Raw genomic sequence first — 19,629 nt, forward strand, 5'->3', positions numbered from 1 at the left:
TGCCCATTATGTCTTTCGTTTAAAAATGGGAACCGAAGAACAGGCTTCTCCATACATAATACTTTTGGCAACCTTACTCAGTTTTCTGGTAAAAGTAATAAAAGCAGATTCGGGAACCCTGATATCTCCACATCCCTTTACCATAATCCTTTCTCCTTCAAATTGACTCATATCAAGTTGTTCTAACGACTTCTCATATAAGAAAGTTTCTAGTACATCCAAGTCTCCAAAAATGATTTCCCGAGCATAAGGTTCTAATTTATTTGCTAGAAGCATATATGCCCAAGTGGGAATAATTGCATCTGCAGAGCAGGTGATTGCAATATTCTTATCTTGATACTGTGACCAGTCATTCGTCTTTATAAATTCTCTGAAATCCTTTTCCCGAAGAATCAAACCATGAAAGAGTTGATCCTTTATGTCGAATAATATACGATCTCCCTGTGGAGCTAGGGTAGCTAAATCGAAGGTGATTAAACCGCTTAACGCGACTTTATTAATGATTGTATCCTGATTATCCATGTCCTTTCCTTTCACTTCTTTCAAAAAAAATCCGGATAAATCTATCATTTATCCGGATGCAAAGTTAAGTATTTTTAATCTAATAGAATCGAACCCGATTGTCAGTGATTTCTGCTCGATCGTGTAAGACCTGTAGAACAGCTCCAGGAACTCTTTGTTTAATTGAGTTAAGATTCTGTTGTTTAATTGATATGAGATTTAGTGGTTGATTAGGGTTTACAAAATCACGTACTGAAACTATATAAACACCTTGTTTACCCTCAATGCTTTTAGATATGGTAGATGGCTGTAAACCAAACACTGTACCAACAACTCTATTCTCTTGTCCAATACCTGCAAGAATTGGGTTGGCAAATACTGTATTTTGAACTTCAACCGGAGTTCTCGCAAGTTTCTGAGCAACTTGTTCAATGGTTGAAGATTCATTTAATGCTTCATCAGCTTTCTTCATTAATTGATTTGCCTTAACTTGATTAATTACCGCTGGTTCAATGTCTTGTTTTACTGTTTCAAAAGGAAGAATTCCTTTTTCTCGAATCTGAGTTAAGCGTGCAACGACATATTTATTTTCTAATTCATAAACTTTATCAGTTACATCTCCCACTTTAGCTTGGTATATCCATCTAATTAATTCACGAGGATTCATTAAATTTTGAATAGAGCTTTGCATAGGGGCAATTTGAGCACCAACCTGTGTTTCATAGCCTTCCGTTTGAGCAAGTTCTTTAAAATTATCTTTAGTCACTTTACCAAAAAAGCTTGATGCTTTGTTATAAGCTGCATTTAAGGTTTCCTTACTGCTTTGAATGCTCTTGTCAATAATCGCAGCCTTAACAACTCTGGAAGAACCGATTTGATCGTCTATTTTTATAATATGAACACCAAATTGGGTAGTAAGCACAATTAAATCTCCAGGTTTACCATTAAATACTGCATTTTCAAAAGCTGGTATCATTGCTCCCCGAGGGAATGTGCCAAGTTTTCCTCCATCATTTCTAGAACCATCTGTACTGAACTCTGCTGCAAGTGTAGCAAAGTTGGCACCTTTCTGGATTAATGTTTTTATAGAATCAGCTTTTGCGTTTGCTTGTTCATTGCCACCTTCTGCTGCAGGATTTAATAAAATATGACTTGCAGTTACTGAATCCGGACTCATACGACTGTCTAATATCTTTGCCAGTTCATAAGTGCCGTTAGAAAAGAATGGACCTACTACAGAACCTGTAGAGCCATTGAATAAAGCTGAATCTAAATTTGGTGATAGATCACCCTTTTTATAATATGCTATTGGGTATTTAGTATCGGAGTTAATGGAGGCAAATAATGAATCATTTTCTGCAGTAGCTAACTGTTGTGCAAGTTCAATTGCTTTATTATGTACTGCTAAAGTGTCACTAGCACTCGGCTCGGCATCAAATACTACATACTCAATACTACGAGTTTCAACTGGATTGAAAAAGGCAGCTTTATGATCGTCGTAATAAGCCTTGTAATCCTCTTCGGTAAGTTTAATATCAGTATTATTTATTGAAGAATAATCTAATAAGACATAGCTGAAATTAGCAATCTTATTACGTTGAATAAAATCCTCATTTGCTTCCAGAGAGGTTACATATACACTGTTTTGTATTAATTGATTGTACTTCTGTTGTAAACGCTCTTGTCGTATGTTTCTCAGAAAGCCTTCCCACTGTTGTTTCTGGATGCTGCTGGGAGGTTCATTTCTTATATTGGTTAGAAATATACTTAATTGATTTCGATCAAATTCTCCGGTTTGAGGATTAGTAAATGATTGGATAATTTGTGGTGAAGGGTTCTGTCCTGACACCATATCATTTAATTCACTTGAACCAACACTTAATCCAATGCGATCTATTTCCTCTTCTAAGATAACTTGTGATAAATGCTGATTCCATACATTCTCAACAACGTAGGCATTCATTTGGTCGTTTAGCGTTCCGCCCATTTGTTGACGCATATTATTCAACCCAGCTTCTACTTCAGCATTGAAGGTTGCATAATCGAGTTTCTCACCATTGATTACACCAACTTCATTCTGATTGGCATTCATGGTTCCCAATAACTGTGGAATAATTTCACCTAATAAAAATGCGGCAAGTGCGATACCGATTGTCCATACTACCAATAATCCCAGACGATTTCGCAAAAAAGTCATTATTCCCATAATAATCTTATATTATTTTTCGTTAAATTACAATTGTTTTATTACTCTTTCTTTACAAATGAGGGCGCAAGATACAATTAAAAGTAAAAATTAAAAAAGATAAAATTAAAAAGATAGCATTGAAATAGCTGTCTCTTAAACGACTATCTAAAACCTTTTCGGCCCATTAAATTCAAAGTTTCCGGTTTGAGAGGTTATTTCAAAATAAGAGAAGTCTTCCTTAGCCCAAAACGAAGTTCCATATGAAGTTTGGTTGTTTATAATGATGGTTACAGGTAAATTTGAATAAAAGCGTTTTTCATTTTCATCCCAAATCAATTCTTCCGATTTTAAAGTCATTCCGTCAGCTCGTGTTGCAACTACATTTTTTCGTAACTCAGTAATGCCGGTATTAACTCGCTGAATGGCATAATCTGATTTTACACGCTGTGTTTCTGTACGAGTTGAATCATACATAATTAATAAACCCCCTTCAGGAAATTCATAGTATGGATCATCAGTGTTGAAGTGAAGCATTTTCGGTGTGGTTAGCTGTGCCTTCACAATGGCCGAGTCACTGTAGATAACTTTAACTCCATATGAAATATCGATAGGATCTTCCGTCTTCTGATTGGAAACACGTTCAACTTCCTTTAAATCGTTTTCACACGCAGTGAATAAGAGTATAAAAATGAAAAATACAACTCTTTTAGTGATGCTAAGTAAATTTACTCTATGTATTATATTAGCATTCATGAGTACTGCTAATCGTATTGATAGCGTTGAAACCAACGATCATTTAAAGTAAACCCTAATCGGAAGGTTACATATTTTTCTTTAACTAAACTGTTTTCCAAAGAACCTCGTTGGCCTAATTCAGCAGAGAAATTAATCTTGTAGAATGTAGTTTGACGATTAGAAGCAAGTGGTAAACCTAGTCCGAGCGTTATCGCCATATCGTTGATATTCTGATCATTGACTTTTACATTTGTCTTGTCATAGCGAAATCCAAAACGGTAATCTACCAGATTAATATATTTATTTGAAGTGTAGTCTGGAGTAATATTTGCACCAATCGCAACACCATAGCTATCTTCTAGGTTAGAGCTTAGGTCTCCTTCTTTGAAGTCCGACCACTTTCCATAATGGAAGTCAGCTCCCACTAACCATTTATTCCGTTTATTTAAACTAAAACCTAGTTTATGTTCCATTGGCATAATAACATCCTTTGGGTAATTTTGGCTTAGAAGAATGGTGTCTAATGCTATATTTTCTTCTGTAGCTGAAGCATTTCCAAATGTACGAATAGCAACTTCTGTTTCTTTAGACCTGATTGATTTTCCAGCATTTCCAGCGTAGCCTATAACAAGTCCATAATCATCTCCAATAGCTGTAGAATATTGGAGCCCATAGTCAAATGAGAATCCATTTATAACCCTGCTGTTCTCGATTTTAGAGTTTAAAGCACCGGTATTTATTGGAAACTGCACTTCCTGGCTATTATCCAGTTTGCCAAAAAGATATCCTGCATTCGCACCGATACTAAATTTCTTTCCTAGTTGAATGCCATATCCAAAATATGCTTTGGAGATACCACCTTCACCCGCATAGACATTATTGACTTCAATATTATTTAATGTCGATTGATTCGAATAACGATAACCTAAATCTGAATAGGGAAGAAGTCCGAAACTAAATGCAGATTTTGGAGTTACAGGAACTGCAAAGCTTAAATATCCAAGAGAGAAATCAGAAGTGTTTTGTTTAATATTATCACGTTCCTGAAAAGATAGATTCCCATATACACCGACATCGATAGTCATTAGGCGAATGCCTGAATAGGAAGCTGGGTTACTTGAGTTAATATTAAAATAAGAACCTAAGCCACGTATACCTGTTGAGATTCCGCCTAATGCTCTTAACTGAGGAAGATGTTCGCCTCGTAATTCGCCCAGCCCGTATTTTGAATAAGGTGAACTAGTATTTGATTGTGCTAAAGCCCCTGAAACAGTAAAGAGTAAAGTAAGACAAGCGAATATGCAAATGGATATTTTTGATTTAATCATGTATTTTTTATCGTAAATCATTCAGGCGGTTATTCTGAAGAAAATTAGTAAACTGTTGATAAAATAGATTCAAAAATGATTAAACCATCATCATTTGCCAAGAGACTATCTGATGCTCTTTCTGGATGAGGCATCAGGCCGAAAACGTTTCTGTTTTTATTAGAAACACCGGCAATGTTATTTATCGAGCCATTCAGATTGCTTTCAGCAGTGGCGCTTCCACTTGAGTCACAATAACGAAACAAGACTTGATCATTATCATCCAGCTTTTTTAATGTATCTGAATCAGCAAAATAATTTCCTTCGCCATGAGCAATAGGAATCTTTAATGCTTTATTTAATTCTATTTGTGATGTTATCAATGAGTTATTTGTCTCTGCTTTAATATAAGTATTAGCACAAATAAATTTTTGATTCTTGTTTTGTAATAATGCTCCCGGAAGTAAGCCGGCTTCTGTTAGTATTTGAAAGCCATTGCATATTCCCAACACATTTCCACCTTTATTTGCGAAGGCAATAATTTCCTGCATAATTGGTGAGAATTTAGCAATAGCTCCCGAACGAAGGTAATCACCGAAAGAGAAACCTCCTGGTAAAACAATAAATTCTGCTCCTTGCAAATCTTTATCTTTATGCCAAAGACGAACTACATCCTGACCCATAATATGCTGTAATGTATATATTATATCTTCATCACAATTTGATCCAGGGAAAACAACAACTCCAAATTTCATTTTTGATAGACTTAATTAGGGCCTTTTCAGCCAATTGTTTTTTATACAGTAATTTTAAAAAGTAGAAATTAACTGTATTATCATGCAAATCTATTCAAATTTTAAATGCTTTGCATGCTATTTTTGTTAAAAAAGGTTAAAGAGTTTCCTAAAACCATTGGAAATACAGAATAGCCAAAATTAATAAAGCAAATGCACCTTCGTATAACCAGCGTATTCTGGCATGTGTAAAGTAATAAGCCATGTAAATTGTTAGGGAAGGAATGCAAAGAAGAAAATGATAATCTTCGAAATTTGAGTTTAAGTAAAATGAGAGTAATCCTAGAATCAGCAAGAAAAAAAGTAGTTGAAATGCCTTCCGTATATGTATTACACTCTTGAAAAAGTTTTGCCGAATAGAAATAACGAATAGTATAAGTATTAAAGCGGGAGCTATAAGTACCAGATAATCATATATGTCGATATTCAATGAGGTAGGGAAAGGATGAATCAAGGGCAGCCAGATCCCTTTAAAAAGAAATAGTTTGTCTAGCCATAAATAGGTAATAAATAAAATAAAGTATACCGTTATGAAACCAAGAACACCCGCCATCCACTCTCTCCAATTAAAAGGACGAAGCAAGATGAGATTAATCCACAATAACGGAAACATAGCAATAAATGGGAAATAGAACAAAGTTCCTACAGCCACAATTAGCCCAAGGTCGAACATAACCGCCTTAATTTCGGCCCGACGATAAATGAATAAAAATTTATCCAACATCCATATTAATAGGAAGTTACAGATTAGAGTAGATGATAGAGTAAGAAAAGGTGTTAGCATACTTGCTAACGTAATATATAACAACGCTGTCAGGTAGTTGGGTTTGCCCAATAGGTTATATTTATTTACAATAAAATTAAGGAGGAGGCCCTGGATGACGGTTAAAATCACAGTAACAAGAACGCTTATTGTTGGTGTTACCATTTCTTCTATAAGATTTCCAGTTAAATTGGAGATTGCAGGTTCAAAAAATATGGGTCGTAAGTTTTCCGGAAAATTAATAAATGCACCTATACATAATAGCAAGGCTAAAGGGATCAAATACAGGAAATTGAGCGGGTTGAACCTTCTAAATATATTGATCATACTTTAATATATAGGGATTTCTCAAAGCAAAACTACTTAATTATTTAAGCTATTCCTTTATTCTGTCGGTCTTAACTCGGTATTTTCAAAATATGTCGTTGGAATACTGCGTATTATTTATCGTTAGCGATTAAAAATGAAGAAATTAAAGATGAATAAACGAAATTAAATATCGAATTTTATGCAATCGATTGTGTTTCTTTGTTCCTTGTTTTTTGAAATTATAAACTCTATAATCGTTAATCATTCGTGAAGAATGATTGCATTCTAATCATCATTTTAATAAGAACCTTATATATAAACGCTATGAAATTAAAAAAAACGCTAAAGTCCTTCATGGCTCTTTTGCTGATAGTAGGAGGGGCTACTTCTAGTTTTGCACAACGGGCAGAATCCTTTTCCATTATCCCTAAGCCAGTCTCTATACAAGCTAAAGATCTTACTTTTAAATTAAGTAACCAAACGCAGATTGTTGTAAAAAGTGAAGATACTCGTAAGATGGTGTCCTTGTTCAATGATCTGGTCTGGGATCGTTATAAAATACGATTAGCTGTAAGTCCGTTCGATGTTGCAAAGAATGCTATAATATTGGAAGAAACAACACCTGCAAATCAAGAAGAATATGCACTTGATGTTAATCAGGATCAAATTGTAATTAAGGGAGGAAACGCGGGAATATTTTATGGATTGCAAACCCTACTTCAGCTTATTGAAAATGTAGATGGACAGCTAGCAGTTCCTGGAGTTGCCATTACGGATAAACCAGAGTTTGGTTATCGGGGAGTGATGCTAGATGTGTCAAGGCACTTTTTCACCCTCGATCAACTAAAGAAGATAGTGGATCAAATGGCATACTTTAAATTTAACCGACTTCATTGGCATCTTACAGATGATCAGGGTTGGAGACTGGAAATTAAAAAGTATCCAAAACTTACTGAAATATCAGCATGGAGAGACTCTACAATCATTGGAAGGTATTCCGATTTTAAACCTTTTGTATACGATGGAGAGAAACACGGAGGATATTATACACAAGAGGAAGCACGTGAGTTTGTAAAGTATGCTGCTGATAGAAAAATTACAGTTATTCCGGAAATCGAAGTTCCTGGCCATAGTACAGCCGTATTAACAGCATATCCTGAATTAGGAAATGCGACAGGCCCTTATCATGTTTTAGGCTATTGGGGTGTTATGCCAACTATTTTTGGACCTCATGAGGCAACTTTCAAGTTTATAGAAGATGTGTTAACAGAAGTAATGGATATTTTCCCAAGTGAGTATATTCATATAGGAGGAGATGAAGCTCCAAAAGATGAATGGAAAGAATCGTCTATAGCCCAGAATTTCATTAAGAAAAACAAAATAAAGGATGAGCATGAATTGCAGAGCTATTTTACGAATCGGGTTGGAGAGTTTCTAAAGAAGCATGGTCGGCGACTTATAGGATGGGATGAAATTTTAGAAGGTGGCGGACTTGCACAAGATGCTGTAGTGATGAGCTGGCGAGGAGAAAAAGGTGGTATAGCAGCGGCGCAGTCAGGACATGATGTTATTATGACTCCTAATAGCTACTTATATATAGATTACCTTCAATCTAAAGATGCTGCCTCCGAGCCTTTATCAATTGGCGGATTTGTGTCTTTGGATAAGGTTTATAGCTATAACCCAAGACCTGCTACTTTAACCCAAGAAGAGCAAAAACACATATTAGGGGTACAGGCAAATTTATGGACAGAGTATATACCGACCAATAATAAGTTAGAATATATGCTGTTTCCACGTATGCTCGCACTTTCTGAAGTAGCATGGACAGGCAGTGTAAGACAGAATTATGATGAATTTACAACACAGCGCTTGCCTAAAAGGTTAGTAGACCTTGAACAAAGCGATATTAATTATCGAATTCCGGAAGCGAAGGTCGAAGTTGGCGTAAATAATGTATCAGGACGCAAAACAGTAACTATAACACCATTCGTTGCAAATAGCACGGTTTATTATACTATAGATGGACATAAGGCTGATAATAATGGGACACTTTATAGAGGTACTTTTGAAATGCCTTTTGTAGGAGCCGGACAAAAGCCTTTGAAGCTAAACTATGTGATTGAAACACCAGGAGGCCGCATCAGTTCTATGTTTACTGACTCTCTTGGTGTCGAATAGTTTCAAAAGATATTTAACCTGGAATATAAAATGAATGAACACAAAATATTTTGTAAAAAGGAGCGTTTATCTATTGTGTAACATTTGAAGCAAGCGTTCTTGTAATACTTATAAATTCGATTAATGATTATTACAATATTATTACAAAAAAAATTTGCATATAGTGTATAAAGTACACTATATTTGTTCTTTCATAATTTAGGTTTATAATTGGTTAGTAAAGGTCTTCAGTCTCCCCGGCTGAAGCCTTTCTTTTTTAAAGCATTTTACTCTCCACTACCTTTCCTCCTTTTTCTTTGAAGGTTTCTAATTTGATTTTGAATTCATCCACATTAATAGGCTTTGTTGCGTCTACAAGAATTTCTACATCAAATCCTAGATCCAGTGCATCCATCGCGGTGTAGTAAACACAGAAATCGCCTGCCAATCCACAGATGGATACCTTATTTACGTTTTTCTCAGTCAAATAGCCCATTAACCCTGTCGAGTTCCGTTTCTCATTATCAAAGAAACCACTATAGCTATCAATTTCCGGATTCATTCCTTTCCGTATAATTAAGCTGGCTCTTTTTGTTTCCAAGCTGGCTGAAATTGAAGCACCCTCTGAATTCTGCACACAATGGGTTGGCCAAAGGACTTGATCGCTGCCATTTAATTTAATTATTTCATATGGCTCTTTGTTTTTATGGGATGAAGCAAAGCTTTTATGATTTACCGGATGCCAATCCTGTGTAATAACTATTAAATCAAAGTGTTTCTGAAGTTTGTTGATAATGGGAATGATTTCATCCCCATCTGGAACTGCCAAAGAGCCTCCTGGTAAGAAATCATTTTGGATATCGATGATTATCAGGGCAGTATTTGATTGCCCTTCAAAATAAGACTTTTCTTCAAAGAGAAATTCATCTTTTAAACGTTGCATTAATTTTGATGGTAGGGTATTGCTCATATCTCAAGATACGAAATTCTTCAATTTTATTTCATCTTTCCTATGAAATGATCAACATCGGTTCATGTTTTTATTAAATTTGAATTTAACGAATTAAACCGAATCATATGCAAGATATTCACTGGGGGATGATTGGTGCCGGAGATGTTACGGAAGTAAAAAGTGGGCCTGCCTTTCAAAAGGTAAAAGGGTCTAAGCTGATTGCTGTGATGCGCAGGGATGAAGAAAAAGTAAAAGATTATGCTGAAAGGCATCATATTGTTAAATGGTATACCAACGCACAAGAACTTATAGATGACCCTGAAGTGAATGCTATTTATATTGCCACCCCTCCGGATTCGCATGAAGACTATGCTCTGCGTGCACTGAAAGCGGGAAAGATGGTGTACGTTGAAAAACCAATGACTTTAAGCAGCATTCATGCCCACCATATGGTAAAAGCAGTAAAATATTATGAAGGTAAACTTACCGTAGCTCATTACCGCAGAGAGCAACCATATTTTAAGAAGATCAAAGCCCTTTTAAACGAAAATGCTATCGGAATTCCCAGATTGGTTTCATTGCAATATTGGAGACGACCTTTAACAAAAGAAGCTCTATCTAAACCCAAAACTCAATGGCGTTTAGATCCAGCTATATCCGGCGGAGGCTTATTTCATGATATAGCACCCCATCAAATAGATTTGATGTATTATCTCTTTGGCAACGTAGCTCGGGTTAATGGCATATCCTTTAACCAAGCTCAATTATATCCGGCGGATGATGTGGTAACCGGACAGATATTGTTTCAGAATGATGTTTTGTTTAATGGAAGCTGGTTATTCAATGCATCAGAAAATAACGATCGATGTGAAATTATCGGATCAGAAGGCAAAATAACTTTTTCTGTGTTTAGTAACGATCCGATTGAATTAATCAACAGCGAGGGAAAGCAACTCCTTTCTTTCGAAAAACTTGCACACGTCCAAGAGCCAATGATTCAGGCGGTTGTTGAATATTTTCAGGGTAAGCGCTCGAATCCTTGTAGTGCTGCAGAAGGCATGGAGGTGATGAAGGTTCTAGATGCTTTTACTCAAACAGTGTAACAGTAGCCAATTAAGAGTTGAACAGTGGTCAAGCAGTGGTAATACCACTATTCAACCTCTGTTCAATCACTGGTTATTGTTGTTTGGTTAATTGTTGTTAAGTTAAAATCAAAACAAAGAAAAGTTTATTCTTTCTTTGCAAGTTCAAGTGCTGCTGTAGTCGTGTAATATTTAGCAATCATATTGGGAATTTCCCATTCAGGCATATTTCCATTTTTCATATAATCCAGGAAGTGCTCCATTACTTGTCCGAAATGTGCCTCATGGCCAACTTTATACGATGCGGGGATAGACACTTGCCAGCCTTTATCTGTTTCTAGTAATTCTACCCCCGGGTATTTTGACTGAACTTCTTTTAATTTAGAAGATAGTGCCTCTGTGTATGCATTATCTTTTCCATTAACAGGTTCAATGTATAATTCAGGTTTAAACTGTTCCTCCGCGCCTTGGCGAATAATAAGGTTCGCTTTTGTACCTCTCATAATAGAGTAATGCGTGTCTCCTGTACCTTCAGGTGCTTGGAAGAGCCACTTTATAACAACTTTGGCATTTACATCCTTTAATTTATAATTAATCTCCCCGTTGGCATACACTTGTAGCAAACTATCTTGTACGATATTATTTTGAAGGAAATCCGGAAACCCGTTTAGCTTAGTAATGGCATTGAATTGATTTAAGGTCAGATCTGTACTCCATCTTTTTGCAGAAGTTAATTGAATATCTTTTGTGTAATCAATTATCTGCTCAGGGAAACCGACCCATTGAACTAAATCTACCAGGTGAGTTCCTACATCCACAATTCCTTCACCTTGTTGCTTTACATCGAAAAACCAAGAAGGTCGTGTCAGTACATTCCCTGATACTTGTTTGTAAAAGAAATGTGTGCTTTCTTCTGTTATTCCTGGATTTTCAGGTGTTCCTTTCTCTAAAGTCCCAAAAACTTCTGGTATCAGAGAAAATTCTTTCTGAAGCATAGAAGTTATTTCATTGCGCTCGGTCATGATATCATACAGAAGCAAATCCTTATCAGCAGCTGTTTTAAAAGTATTTTTTAATACTTCAAAACCAGTTATATCAATAGCCATCGGCTTATCAGCCAAAACATTGAATCCTGCATTAATAGACTCGTCTATATAACTTGTCTTTTTTAGATTGTTCCCGGCTAATACAACTACATTCCCGGCCTTTTCATCCAGCATTTTCTGAAAAAAATCAGGGCCGATATAAACAACTTCGTTCCAGTTAGTTGGCTTTGTTGAATCTGTATTGTATTGATTGATCAAGTTCATGTGACTTTGTAGTTCATTTCCCTCAGGAGCATATACATGAACTGTTGAATCTACATCGGCATACATTGATTTTTGAACCAGAGCAGCATGGAAATGCCCTGGTTCAAGGGTAATTAATCTGACTTCTTTCATTGAATCTTTAGTTGTGCTTTGAGTGCCCGCACAACCAGAGGCGATGAGCATGGAAAGTACAACAGCTGTTTTTGTTAGATAAGACATTCGTTTTATATTTTTCTGTTCTTGTATTAATGGTTAGAACCTAGGGTCTTTTCCATATGGCATCCATTTCCTGTAAAGTGAATGAACCTTCTCTGCCTTTAAATTTTTCACGAATTTTAGCAACATCTTCTTCACTCACACTCGATGCACTGTTACTCCAGGCATTTCGAACGAAACTTATTATTTGAGCAATGCTTTTATCTGTAAATTCGGAACTTTGACCGATGCCGGGCATGTCACCTGCAAAGCGTGTCGTTTCTCCATTGATTACTATCGGCCCACTCAATCCAAATAAAACGGTGGCAATTACTTTGTCTTTTTCTCCTAACACCCAATCAGATTTGTTTAATGGCGGAGCAAGAGACTCAATTCCATATCCGTCTCTGCCATGACAAGTAGCACATGTTGAATAGAACATCATTGCACCGTCAGGGTATTTCTCAGCAGCAGCTTTCGTGTTTATATCATCTTTTGCTCTTAGAATATCTTTGAGTGTTTGATTTAAGCTTTTGTTAATCGCCGTACTGGTATCCAAGCCATTTGATTCTACTTGTTTTAAGAAAGCTGCTTCTTTGTTATAAAGACCGCTTACTACAGCGTCAGCGACTAACTTATCGTTCGGGAAAGCTTGCACTAATTTGTTTAATAATTGGCCGGATAGTGATTCATTAAAAGGCTCTATTTTCTCAGTTGCAAATGCTATATAAGGTGCGATTGACACATCTTTCTGATCAATCATCTGTTCTAGATAAGGAACGAAATCAGTATAGTTATCCTTATTTAATATGTTAGCCATGGCACTAAAAGCTTGCATTTTGATATGGAAATCAGACTGGTTGAACAGTGCAGTTACATCTTCAGTAGTTAAAACACCTAAACCTTCTAATGTCCACAAAGAGTGAATAAGAGGGAGTGGGTTACTTGTGTCTTTAAGAAAGTTTCTAAGTTCAGGAATAGCATCGGTCATGTTCCTGTCAATAAGGATTTGCTGTGCTTTATCCCGAACCCATCCATTAGGACTATTGAAGAGTTTTACAAGACCTTGAGCATCTTGAGGGAAAACTGTAAGTTCTCTTTTTCCATCCTCAGGAACTATTCTATAGATACGACCAACTTGAGTAGGTTGTTCTAAATCTCTCGATTCTATTTCTCCTTTTAAGTAGGGGGTTAAATATGTTTTGTGCTGGATGATACCGCGATACATATCTACAACATATAAAGCGCCATCAGGACCATTTGAAAGGAATACAGGACGGAAGCGTTCATCCACACTTCTAAGGAATTCTTTGTTTTCATAGGCTTGCTCTCCTTCAACTTTGTTCCCATCCTCTTTAAGAATATTTCTTTTAATAAGATTGGCAGCAGGTTCTGGAACAAAAGCATTGAAAATATAATCTTTTCCAAATAGATCACCTCTGTAAATTGTTAAGGCCGAGGCTGCTGTAAAGTTAACCAGCCGTTTGTTGCTGTCTAATATACCATCCATGTAACCACGATTAACTCCGGGAGTAGGTCTTAAAGGGTATACTCTGTTGTTTGGAACGATGGCTTCATTAAAACCAGCTACCTTACGTTGATTGCCATTGTCTGACCCGAAACCAGGAGTAAAGTACTCTCCAAGTACGTTTGCAGAATTGTGATTATAATATAAACGACCAAAGTTATCTTGTGCAATTCCCCATTGACCACGGAAATGTGTTTTTTCAACAATCCATTCATTGCCTTTTCTTTTATAGCGTTTATCTGATTTTGCATTGTAAATCCAATTGTCAAGTCCACGCAATAGCGTATTGGGTTGATGCTCTGCATTTCCTCCTATTGCATATTCTGCATCTACTAGTATTTTTTCGCCGGCTTGGTCGTTGTTGTTTGGTACGAACCATAGATAGGGCGGTTCCGCAACAAGAATTCCATCTGAAAATAAAGATATCGCACGTGGTAATACAAGAGAATCTAGAAATACTTTTTTGTCTTCATACAGCCCATCACCATCTTTATCTTCCAGAATAGATACTTTTCCGGTAGGTTGATCTTCTCCGGTACCAGCTGTGTCCAACATAAAGCTTTCCATTTCTACCACCCAAATTCTTCCTTTGTCATCAAAAGTCATAGTTATCGGAGCATCTAATAAAGGTTCGGATGCAACCAGTTCAACTTTGAAACCATTCTCAACCTCCATTTTTTCTATAGCATCCTCCGGAGAGATTACCGGAGATACAGAAAAATCCTGAACACTTGGTTGAGAATTGCAGGAGATGGCAATGAGTAATATAAGAGGTAAGAATTGCTGCAGTAATTTAAAGGGGTAAATACGTTTTATTTTCATTGGTTATTAATGTTATTGAAATTAGAAAGTGATTTATTCATTGGTTATTAATGATAAGTTAGTATTTATATTTTACTAACTTATCACTAAAATGAAAATATTTAATAACCAGGGCTTTGTGTTAATGTTAGTTTGCCATCTTTGAAACTATTCTCAATTGCTTTTTGTGAAAGAGGTATAATTGCATCGGGGTCGCGAGAGTAAACTGCCCCTGATACGAACCCTCTTAGAGTTGATTCATAAGTAAGGTAACCATTGAATTCCCTTTCGTCAGTTGTGCCGTCCTCAGCTCCGAAACGTATTGCATCGTATGCACGATGACCTTCCAATCCAAGTTCTAAAGTACGTTCGAAGAAAATAGCTTCTAACGCTTTTGCCAGACTAGCAAATTGTGGTGATCCCACAGGATATAGAGCTATTTTATAGTTAGCGGCTGGTGTACCATCAGTATTTAGAACCCAATTCTCAGGATTCGCTGTGTTTGTAGCCATGCGGTTACGAATTTGGTTTACGTATATCCTGGCCTGTTCAGTATTTCCTAGACGTGCATCTACTTCGGCTGCCATTAAAAGAACATCTGCAAAGCGGATAATGGCGATATTTAAATTGTTTTCGGGTCTTCCCGGAGCCGTATCGATACCATCTCTCGATTTAAGTGTAAAGAATTTTTTACTAACATATGGACCCGCGTAAGCTTGGTCACGAACCCAGGCTTTGCCTGGCATAATTCCATAATCAAGAAAAGGAATACCACGACGGCCAACACTCCAGTCGAGTCTTGGATCTATTAATCCAGCATCAGGAGTAAAAGCAGCAGATGATTCGATTCCATCGTCATTTTTAATAAATGATGCATTCCGAGCTTCATCATCAAAGATAGGAAGGCCATTGGCATCTACGCGAAAATGATTAACAAACCATTGTGATGGATTGAAGTAGGCGTATCCTCTTCCTAATGCAGGTCCGCTTGGTGATTGAGAGCCTATATATAAAAGGTCCTGACTTGCATTAGCCCGGTTATTTTCACTTCCATCATTTACTTCGTGTTGAACGGCGAATACAGACTCTGGTCCATTTTCTTTTTGGCTATTAAAGTTATCGTGGTAATTTGGAGCAAGTGCATATTTTTCGCCTTTATAGGTTACGCCGTTTGAAATTACATCATCAAATTGTGTTTTAGCTAATGTATAATTGGCATCATCACCTTCATTACCCATGTATAATAAAATTTTGCCATAATAAGCTTTTGCAGCCCATTTATTAGGCCTTCCTGCAATTGGTTGTGTTGGAGGAAGATTTTCAGCAGCGAATTTAAAATCAGCAGCAATATTTGGCCAAACGTCAATAAAATTGCCTGACTCATCTGTATTTGGAACACGAGGGTCGTCAATGCTTGCTTCATCTAACCATGGAATATTTTTAAATACACGCTTTAGCATAAAGTGATAATGTGCACGCAAGAAGCGGGCTTCTGCTTCGATCTCAATTTTATCCCCGTCTGTTATTCCCTCAACCAATGGAAGGTTTTTTAATACCATATTAGTACGAGCAATGGCATCTCCAAAATGGGTGAAGAATAAGAGTACCGAGCTGTTACTGGAATTTACTGAGAATTTTTGAATTTCTGACATTTGAGGTTGAACACCATTACCTGATCCTCTATTTGCTTCACCACCACGGATACTTCCAAAAAGGAACTGTCCTGGACCGGTTGCTAAATTTGCAGAGCCGTTTAAAGAAGAGTAAGCACCTGTTAAGGCCTTTTTAATCCCATCAGGTGTAGTTATTATGCTCTGCGGAAAGGAACCGATGGGAAGCTGTTCTATGAAGTCATCCTTACAGGAAAACAACGTAACACATACAATCAATGTAAATATTACTGAATGAATCTTTTTCATATTTATGTTGTTAAATATTATTTCTTAATTATTAAAACCCAACGCTGATGCCAAATAGTATTTGCTTAGGAGTAGGTAAAGTATTATTGATTACCCCCATTGAAGTGTCACCCCCATTTAATGAAGCATCCGGATCTAATACCGTTGTGTTTGTGCCTTTGGCAGTAAACAGATTTTGTGCCTGAACATATACACGTACCTTATCCAATCCCGCTTTGCTGATTACGTTCGTTGGGATAGTGTAGCCCAGTTGAAGTGTTTTCAAACGTAAGTAGGTAGCTGATTCCAGGTAGTAATCAGTAACGTTACTGTTTGAATAGGAATCAAGAACATTAAGTTTAGGTAACTTTGCATTGTTTCCTAATTCAGGAGTCCATGATTCGTAAAGCATACGCTCACTTCTGTTGAACATAAATGTATTAAAATCAACATTGAAACGGCTTAAGTTAAAGATCTGGCCTCCTTTATTCCAGAATAAAAAGGCACTGAAATCAAAGTTCTTGTAGTTCAATCCTAAATTAAAGCTTGCCTGAAAATCAGGGTGTGGAGAGCCAATAATAGTACGATCTTCTGCATTGATTATATGATCACCATTCACATCTGTAATTCTCCAGTTTCCAACTTCAGCAGGGATCCAAGGAGTGGTTGTTCCATCAGGATTATAGGTTGCGTTAAATGCATCTACTTCTGCTTGAGTATTGAAGAAGCCATCCAGTTTGTAACCGTAGAAAGAAGCAATCGGATCACCCACACGAGTTAAACTCGGACTACCGTTTAAGCGAGTACCTGAACCAACTATAGTTGCTAATGGATTATCTAAGACACGCGTTACTTCATTTTTGTATTTTGAGAAGGTAGCGGCGATATCATAACCAAATCCATCTGCAATCTCACCACGTTTGCTCAAGCTGATATCGATCCCTTTATTGGTCATATCGCCCGCATTCAGGTAGGGCTGTGTAGCATTAATACCTGTAACAGGCGCTTCGTTTCTAACCAAGAGATCTTTAGTTTGTTTGTTATATACCTCAATGGTAAAATTCACTGAGTTGTTAAACATTGTTGCATCCAAGCCAATGTTAGTAGTGGTGTTTTCTTCCCATTTAGCGGTAGGGTTTGCAATGCTGTTTAAGGTATAGCTATCAGGCATACCTGGATACCCTTGTCCATTACTTGATACATATACATTGTATTGATTTTCGTTAGGTAAACCGCTTTCGTTACCGATGATACCATAACTTGCGCGAAGTTTCAAATCATTCAGAAAGGTAAGGCTTTGCATAAATGGTTCTGCCGAAACTCTCCAGCCAATTGCTGCTGCAGGGAAATAACCTACACGGTTATCTTTTGCGAACTTCGATGATTCGTCACGACGAACCGTTGCATTGAACAAGTATTTACCAGCGTAGGAATAATCAACTCTTGTGAATAAAGAGTAAAGATTGCTGCGTGAGAAAGATCCTCCATTAGTTTGTGCACCAGTTGCTGCATCAATTACTTGAAAGTTTGGATCATCTTCTAATGCCACTGATATATTGGTACGTGTTGCTGATAAAGTTTCACCATAATTTCTGATAGATTCAGAACCTAAGAGAATTTTGAAATCATGATTTTCAGCGAAGACTTTACCATAGTTTAAAGTATTGGTCCAGGTCCATTGATTGAAGAAGTTCTTTTGATTATTGAGGGAATTCAAAGTTGTATTTTCCGCATGCTCATACGTAAGGGGATTCATGTTTTTAAAGTTTCGAGAAGAGTAATTCACACCGAAGGAAGTACGTGCTGTTAATCCTTTAATGATATCCACTTCTCCAAATACGTTACCGAATATTCCATAGTTGGTGCTACCATCAAAACGGTTACGCCATGATTCGGTTATAGGGTTCCTTCCCGGGTCATTTGTATTAACTAATCCCGGAGATGCAGAGCTTGCCGGGTTCCCCATGATGTCATAAACAGGGATTAAAGGCTGCATAACCCAAGCAGCTTGAGGTCCCGAACCGCCTGGACTTCCATCGCCATTCATTTCTCCATAGGAAACCTGAATGTTTTCTCCCAAACGAATATTTTTATGAACATTAAAAGTTGAGTTGGCACGGAGTGAATAACGTTCAAAAGAGTTTGTCTTTGCAGCCGTATTGTCACGTTTAAAATAGTTCATGCTCAAGGCATAATTACCAGTCTGTGTACCACCACGGGCACCCAATTGGATGCTGGTTGCTGGTGCAGGATTGTAAACTTCATCAAACCAATTGGTATCACCAGCTTTAACGATTTGGTGAGTTTTAAAGTCATAATTTGCAGGGTCAGTTAAGGAGGCAAAGAGAGCGGGATCGCTAACTCTCATTTTTTCTAAAGCAGCACCTCCATATTTTGTACCATTATTATTCACTAAAATATATTCTGGTATAACCGGATTAGCTCCAGAACCATATTGATCATGTTTAAAGCTTGCTCCTCCAGGAAGGTAGGCCGGATTACCAGAAGATGCATAAGCTCCATCCATTTGTTTCCAGTACAGCTCACCCATTTGTTGGGCATTCAAAAGCTCAGGGAAGTCGTTTTTGCTTACATAGTTGCTGCCGTAATAACCTTCTACGGTTATTTTTGGAGTTCCGGCCTGACCTTTTTTAGTGGTGATAATTACCACGCCATTGGCAGCACGGGCACCGTAGATAGAAGCAGCAGCAGCATCTTTCAATACCTGCATCGACTCAATATCGTTTGGATTCAGGTTGTCGACTGCAGAGTTTGTACTTCCAGAACGGCCTCCACCAACAGGAACACCATCAATTACATAGAGAGGCTCAGATCCTGAGAAAGAACCAAAACCACGGATACGTACTTTAGCACCACCGTCAAGACTGCCATCCGAACTTACCGTAACACCAGCCGAACGTCCCTGTAACTGACTGGTAATATTGCCCGTTGGAGTAGAATTTAAATCTTCTGCATTTACGATGGATACTGCACCGATGATGTCTTTCTTCTGTTCTGTGGTATAACCGGTTACAACCACTTCGTTCAAACTGGTTACAGCCTCGGCAAGTGTCACATTAACAGCTGCACGGTTGTTGACTGCAAC

At 37.3% G+C, this 19,629-nt stretch carries 13 protein-coding genes; 2 read left to right on the plus strand and 11 right to left on the minus strand.

Translation table 11 applies throughout. The features are described from left to right. Nucleotides 1–6: 6 nt before the first annotated feature. From VL047_RS13110 to VL047_RS13135, 6 genes are all read right to left on the minus strand, one after another. Nucleotides 7–522 carry a DUF2480 family protein gene (locus VL047_RS13110; RefSeq protein WP_325361285.1) on the minus strand — a complete coding sequence of 172 codons (516 nt, stop codon included), beginning with the start codon at nt 520–522 and terminating at the stop codon, nt 7–9. Nucleotides 523–601: 79 nt separating this feature from the next. After that, nucleotides 602–2,707, minus strand: coding sequence for a peptidylprolyl isomerase (locus VL047_RS13115; RefSeq protein ID WP_325361252.1), 2,106 nt, complete (start codon nt 2,705–2,707; stop codon nt 602–604). A gap of 147 nt (nt 2,708–2,854) precedes the next feature. After that, complete coding sequence (gene lptC / locus VL047_RS13120) at nt 2,855–3,442, minus strand: LPS export ABC transporter periplasmic protein LptC (RefSeq protein ID WP_325361254.1); 588 nt, start codon at nt 3,440–3,442, stop codon at nt 2,855–2,857. A gap of 8 nt (nt 3,443–3,450) precedes the next feature. Then, nucleotides 3,451–4,752, minus strand: a complete 1,302-nt coding sequence (locus VL047_RS13125; protein ID WP_325361256.1) for a hypothetical protein — start codon at nt 4,750–4,752, stop codon at nt 3,451–3,453. Between the two features lie 44 nt (nt 4,753–4,796). Next, nucleotides 4,797–5,486 (minus strand): phosphoribosylformylglycinamidine synthase subunit PurQ, encoded by a 690-nt coding sequence (purQ, locus tag VL047_RS13130; protein WP_325361258.1) that lies wholly within the window; start codon nt 5,484–5,486, stop codon nt 4,797–4,799. Nucleotides 5,487–5,634: 148 nt separating this feature from the next. After that, nucleotides 5,635–6,615: a DUF6427 family protein gene (locus tag VL047_RS13135; protein WP_325361260.1), complete on the minus strand. Its 981-nt coding sequence runs from the start codon at nt 6,613–6,615 to the stop codon at nt 5,635–5,637. Between the two features lie 306 nt (nt 6,616–6,921). On the opposite strand from VL047_RS13135, the gene VL047_RS13140 reads away from it, so the two are divergent. Beyond that, complete coding sequence (locus VL047_RS13140; RefSeq protein WP_325361262.1) at nt 6,922–8,778, plus strand: beta-N-acetylhexosaminidase; 1,857 nt, start codon at nt 6,922–6,924, stop codon at nt 8,776–8,778. Between the two features lie 256 nt (nt 8,779–9,034). Here VL047_RS13140 and pncA read toward each other — a convergent pair whose 3' ends face one another. After that, nucleotides 9,035–9,727, minus strand: a complete 693-nt coding sequence (gene pncA, locus VL047_RS13145; protein WP_325361264.1) for a bifunctional nicotinamidase/pyrazinamidase — start codon at nt 9,725–9,727, stop codon at nt 9,035–9,037. A gap of 107 nt (nt 9,728–9,834) precedes the next feature. Between pncA and VL047_RS13150 the strand changes: the two genes are divergently transcribed. After that, a complete protein-coding gene (locus tag VL047_RS13150) occupies nt 9,835–10,812 on the plus strand; it encodes a Gfo/Idh/MocA family oxidoreductase (RefSeq protein WP_325361266.1) in 978 nt (325 codons plus the stop codon). Between the two features lie 125 nt (nt 10,813–10,937). Here the strand turns inward: VL047_RS13150 and VL047_RS13155 are convergent, their stop codons facing one another. From VL047_RS13155 to VL047_RS13170, 4 genes are all read right to left on the minus strand, one after another. Beyond that, a complete protein-coding gene (locus VL047_RS13155; RefSeq protein ID WP_325361267.1) occupies nt 10,938–12,320 on the minus strand; it encodes a putative oxidoreductase C-terminal domain-containing protein in 1,383 nt (460 codons plus the stop codon). Nucleotides 12,321–12,360: 40 nt separating this feature from the next. Continuing rightward, nucleotides 12,361–14,646 (minus strand): DUF7133 domain-containing protein, encoded by a 2,286-nt coding sequence (locus VL047_RS13160; RefSeq protein ID WP_325361269.1) that lies wholly within the window; start codon nt 14,644–14,646, stop codon nt 12,361–12,363. Nucleotides 14,647–14,747: 101 nt separating this feature from the next. Then, nucleotides 14,748–16,544: a RagB/SusD family nutrient uptake outer membrane protein gene (locus tag VL047_RS13165; protein WP_325361271.1), complete on the minus strand. Its 1,797-nt coding sequence runs from the start codon at nt 16,542–16,544 to the stop codon at nt 14,748–14,750. 31 nt (nt 16,545–16,575) lie between these two features. Continuing rightward, a partial coding sequence (locus VL047_RS13170) for a SusC/RagA family TonB-linked outer membrane protein (protein WP_325361272.1) occupies nt 16,576–19,629 on the minus strand: 3,054 nt, incomplete at its 5' end.

Source organism: Albibacterium sp., assembly GCF_035514885.1.
GTDB lineage: Bacteria > Bacteroidota > Bacteroidia > Sphingobacteriales > Sphingobacteriaceae > Albibacterium.

What these genes read in the sequence shown, in the direction of transcription:
- VL047_RS13110 (WP_325361285.1), bottom strand. Translation starts at nt 522, where the DNA reads ATGGATAATCAGGATACAATCATTAATAAAGTCGCGTTAAGCGGTTTA.
- VL047_RS13165 (WP_325361271.1), bottom strand. Translation starts at nt 16,544, where the DNA reads ATGAAAAAGATTCATTCAGTAATATTTACATTGATTGTATGTGTTACG.
- VL047_RS13135 (WP_325361260.1), bottom strand. Translation starts at nt 6,615, where the DNA reads ATGATCAATATATTTAGAAGGTTCAACCCGCTCAATTTCCTGTATTTG.
- VL047_RS13155 (WP_325361267.1), bottom strand. Translation starts at nt 12,320, where the DNA reads ATGTCTTATCTAACAAAAACAGCTGTTGTACTTTCCATGCTCATCGCC.
- pncA (WP_325361264.1), bottom strand. Translation starts at nt 9,727, where the DNA reads ATGAGCAATACCCTACCATCAAAATTAATGCAACGTTTAAAAGATGAA.
- VL047_RS13125 (WP_325361256.1), bottom strand. Translation starts at nt 4,752, where the DNA reads ATGATTAAATCAAAAATATCCATTTGCATATTCGCTTGTCTTACTTTA.
- VL047_RS13140 (WP_325361262.1), top strand. Translation starts at nt 6,922, where the DNA reads ATGAAATTAAAAAAAACGCTAAAGTCCTTCATGGCTCTTTTGCTGATA.
- VL047_RS13160 (WP_325361269.1), bottom strand. Translation starts at nt 14,646, where the DNA reads ATGAAAATAAAACGTATTTACCCCTTTAAATTACTGCAGCAATTCTTA.
- VL047_RS13115 (WP_325361252.1), bottom strand. Translation starts at nt 2,707, where the DNA reads ATGGGAATAATGACTTTTTTGCGAAATCGTCTGGGATTATTGGTAGTA.
- VL047_RS13150 (WP_325361266.1), top strand. Translation starts at nt 9,835, where the DNA reads ATGCAAGATATTCACTGGGGGATGATTGGTGCCGGAGATGTTACGGAA.
- lptC (WP_325361254.1), bottom strand. Translation starts at nt 3,442, where the DNA reads ATGAATGCTAATATAATACATAGAGTAAATTTACTTAGCATCACTAAA.
- purQ (WP_325361258.1), bottom strand. Translation starts at nt 5,486, where the DNA reads ATGAAATTTGGAGTTGTTGTTTTCCCTGGATCAAATTGTGATGAAGAT.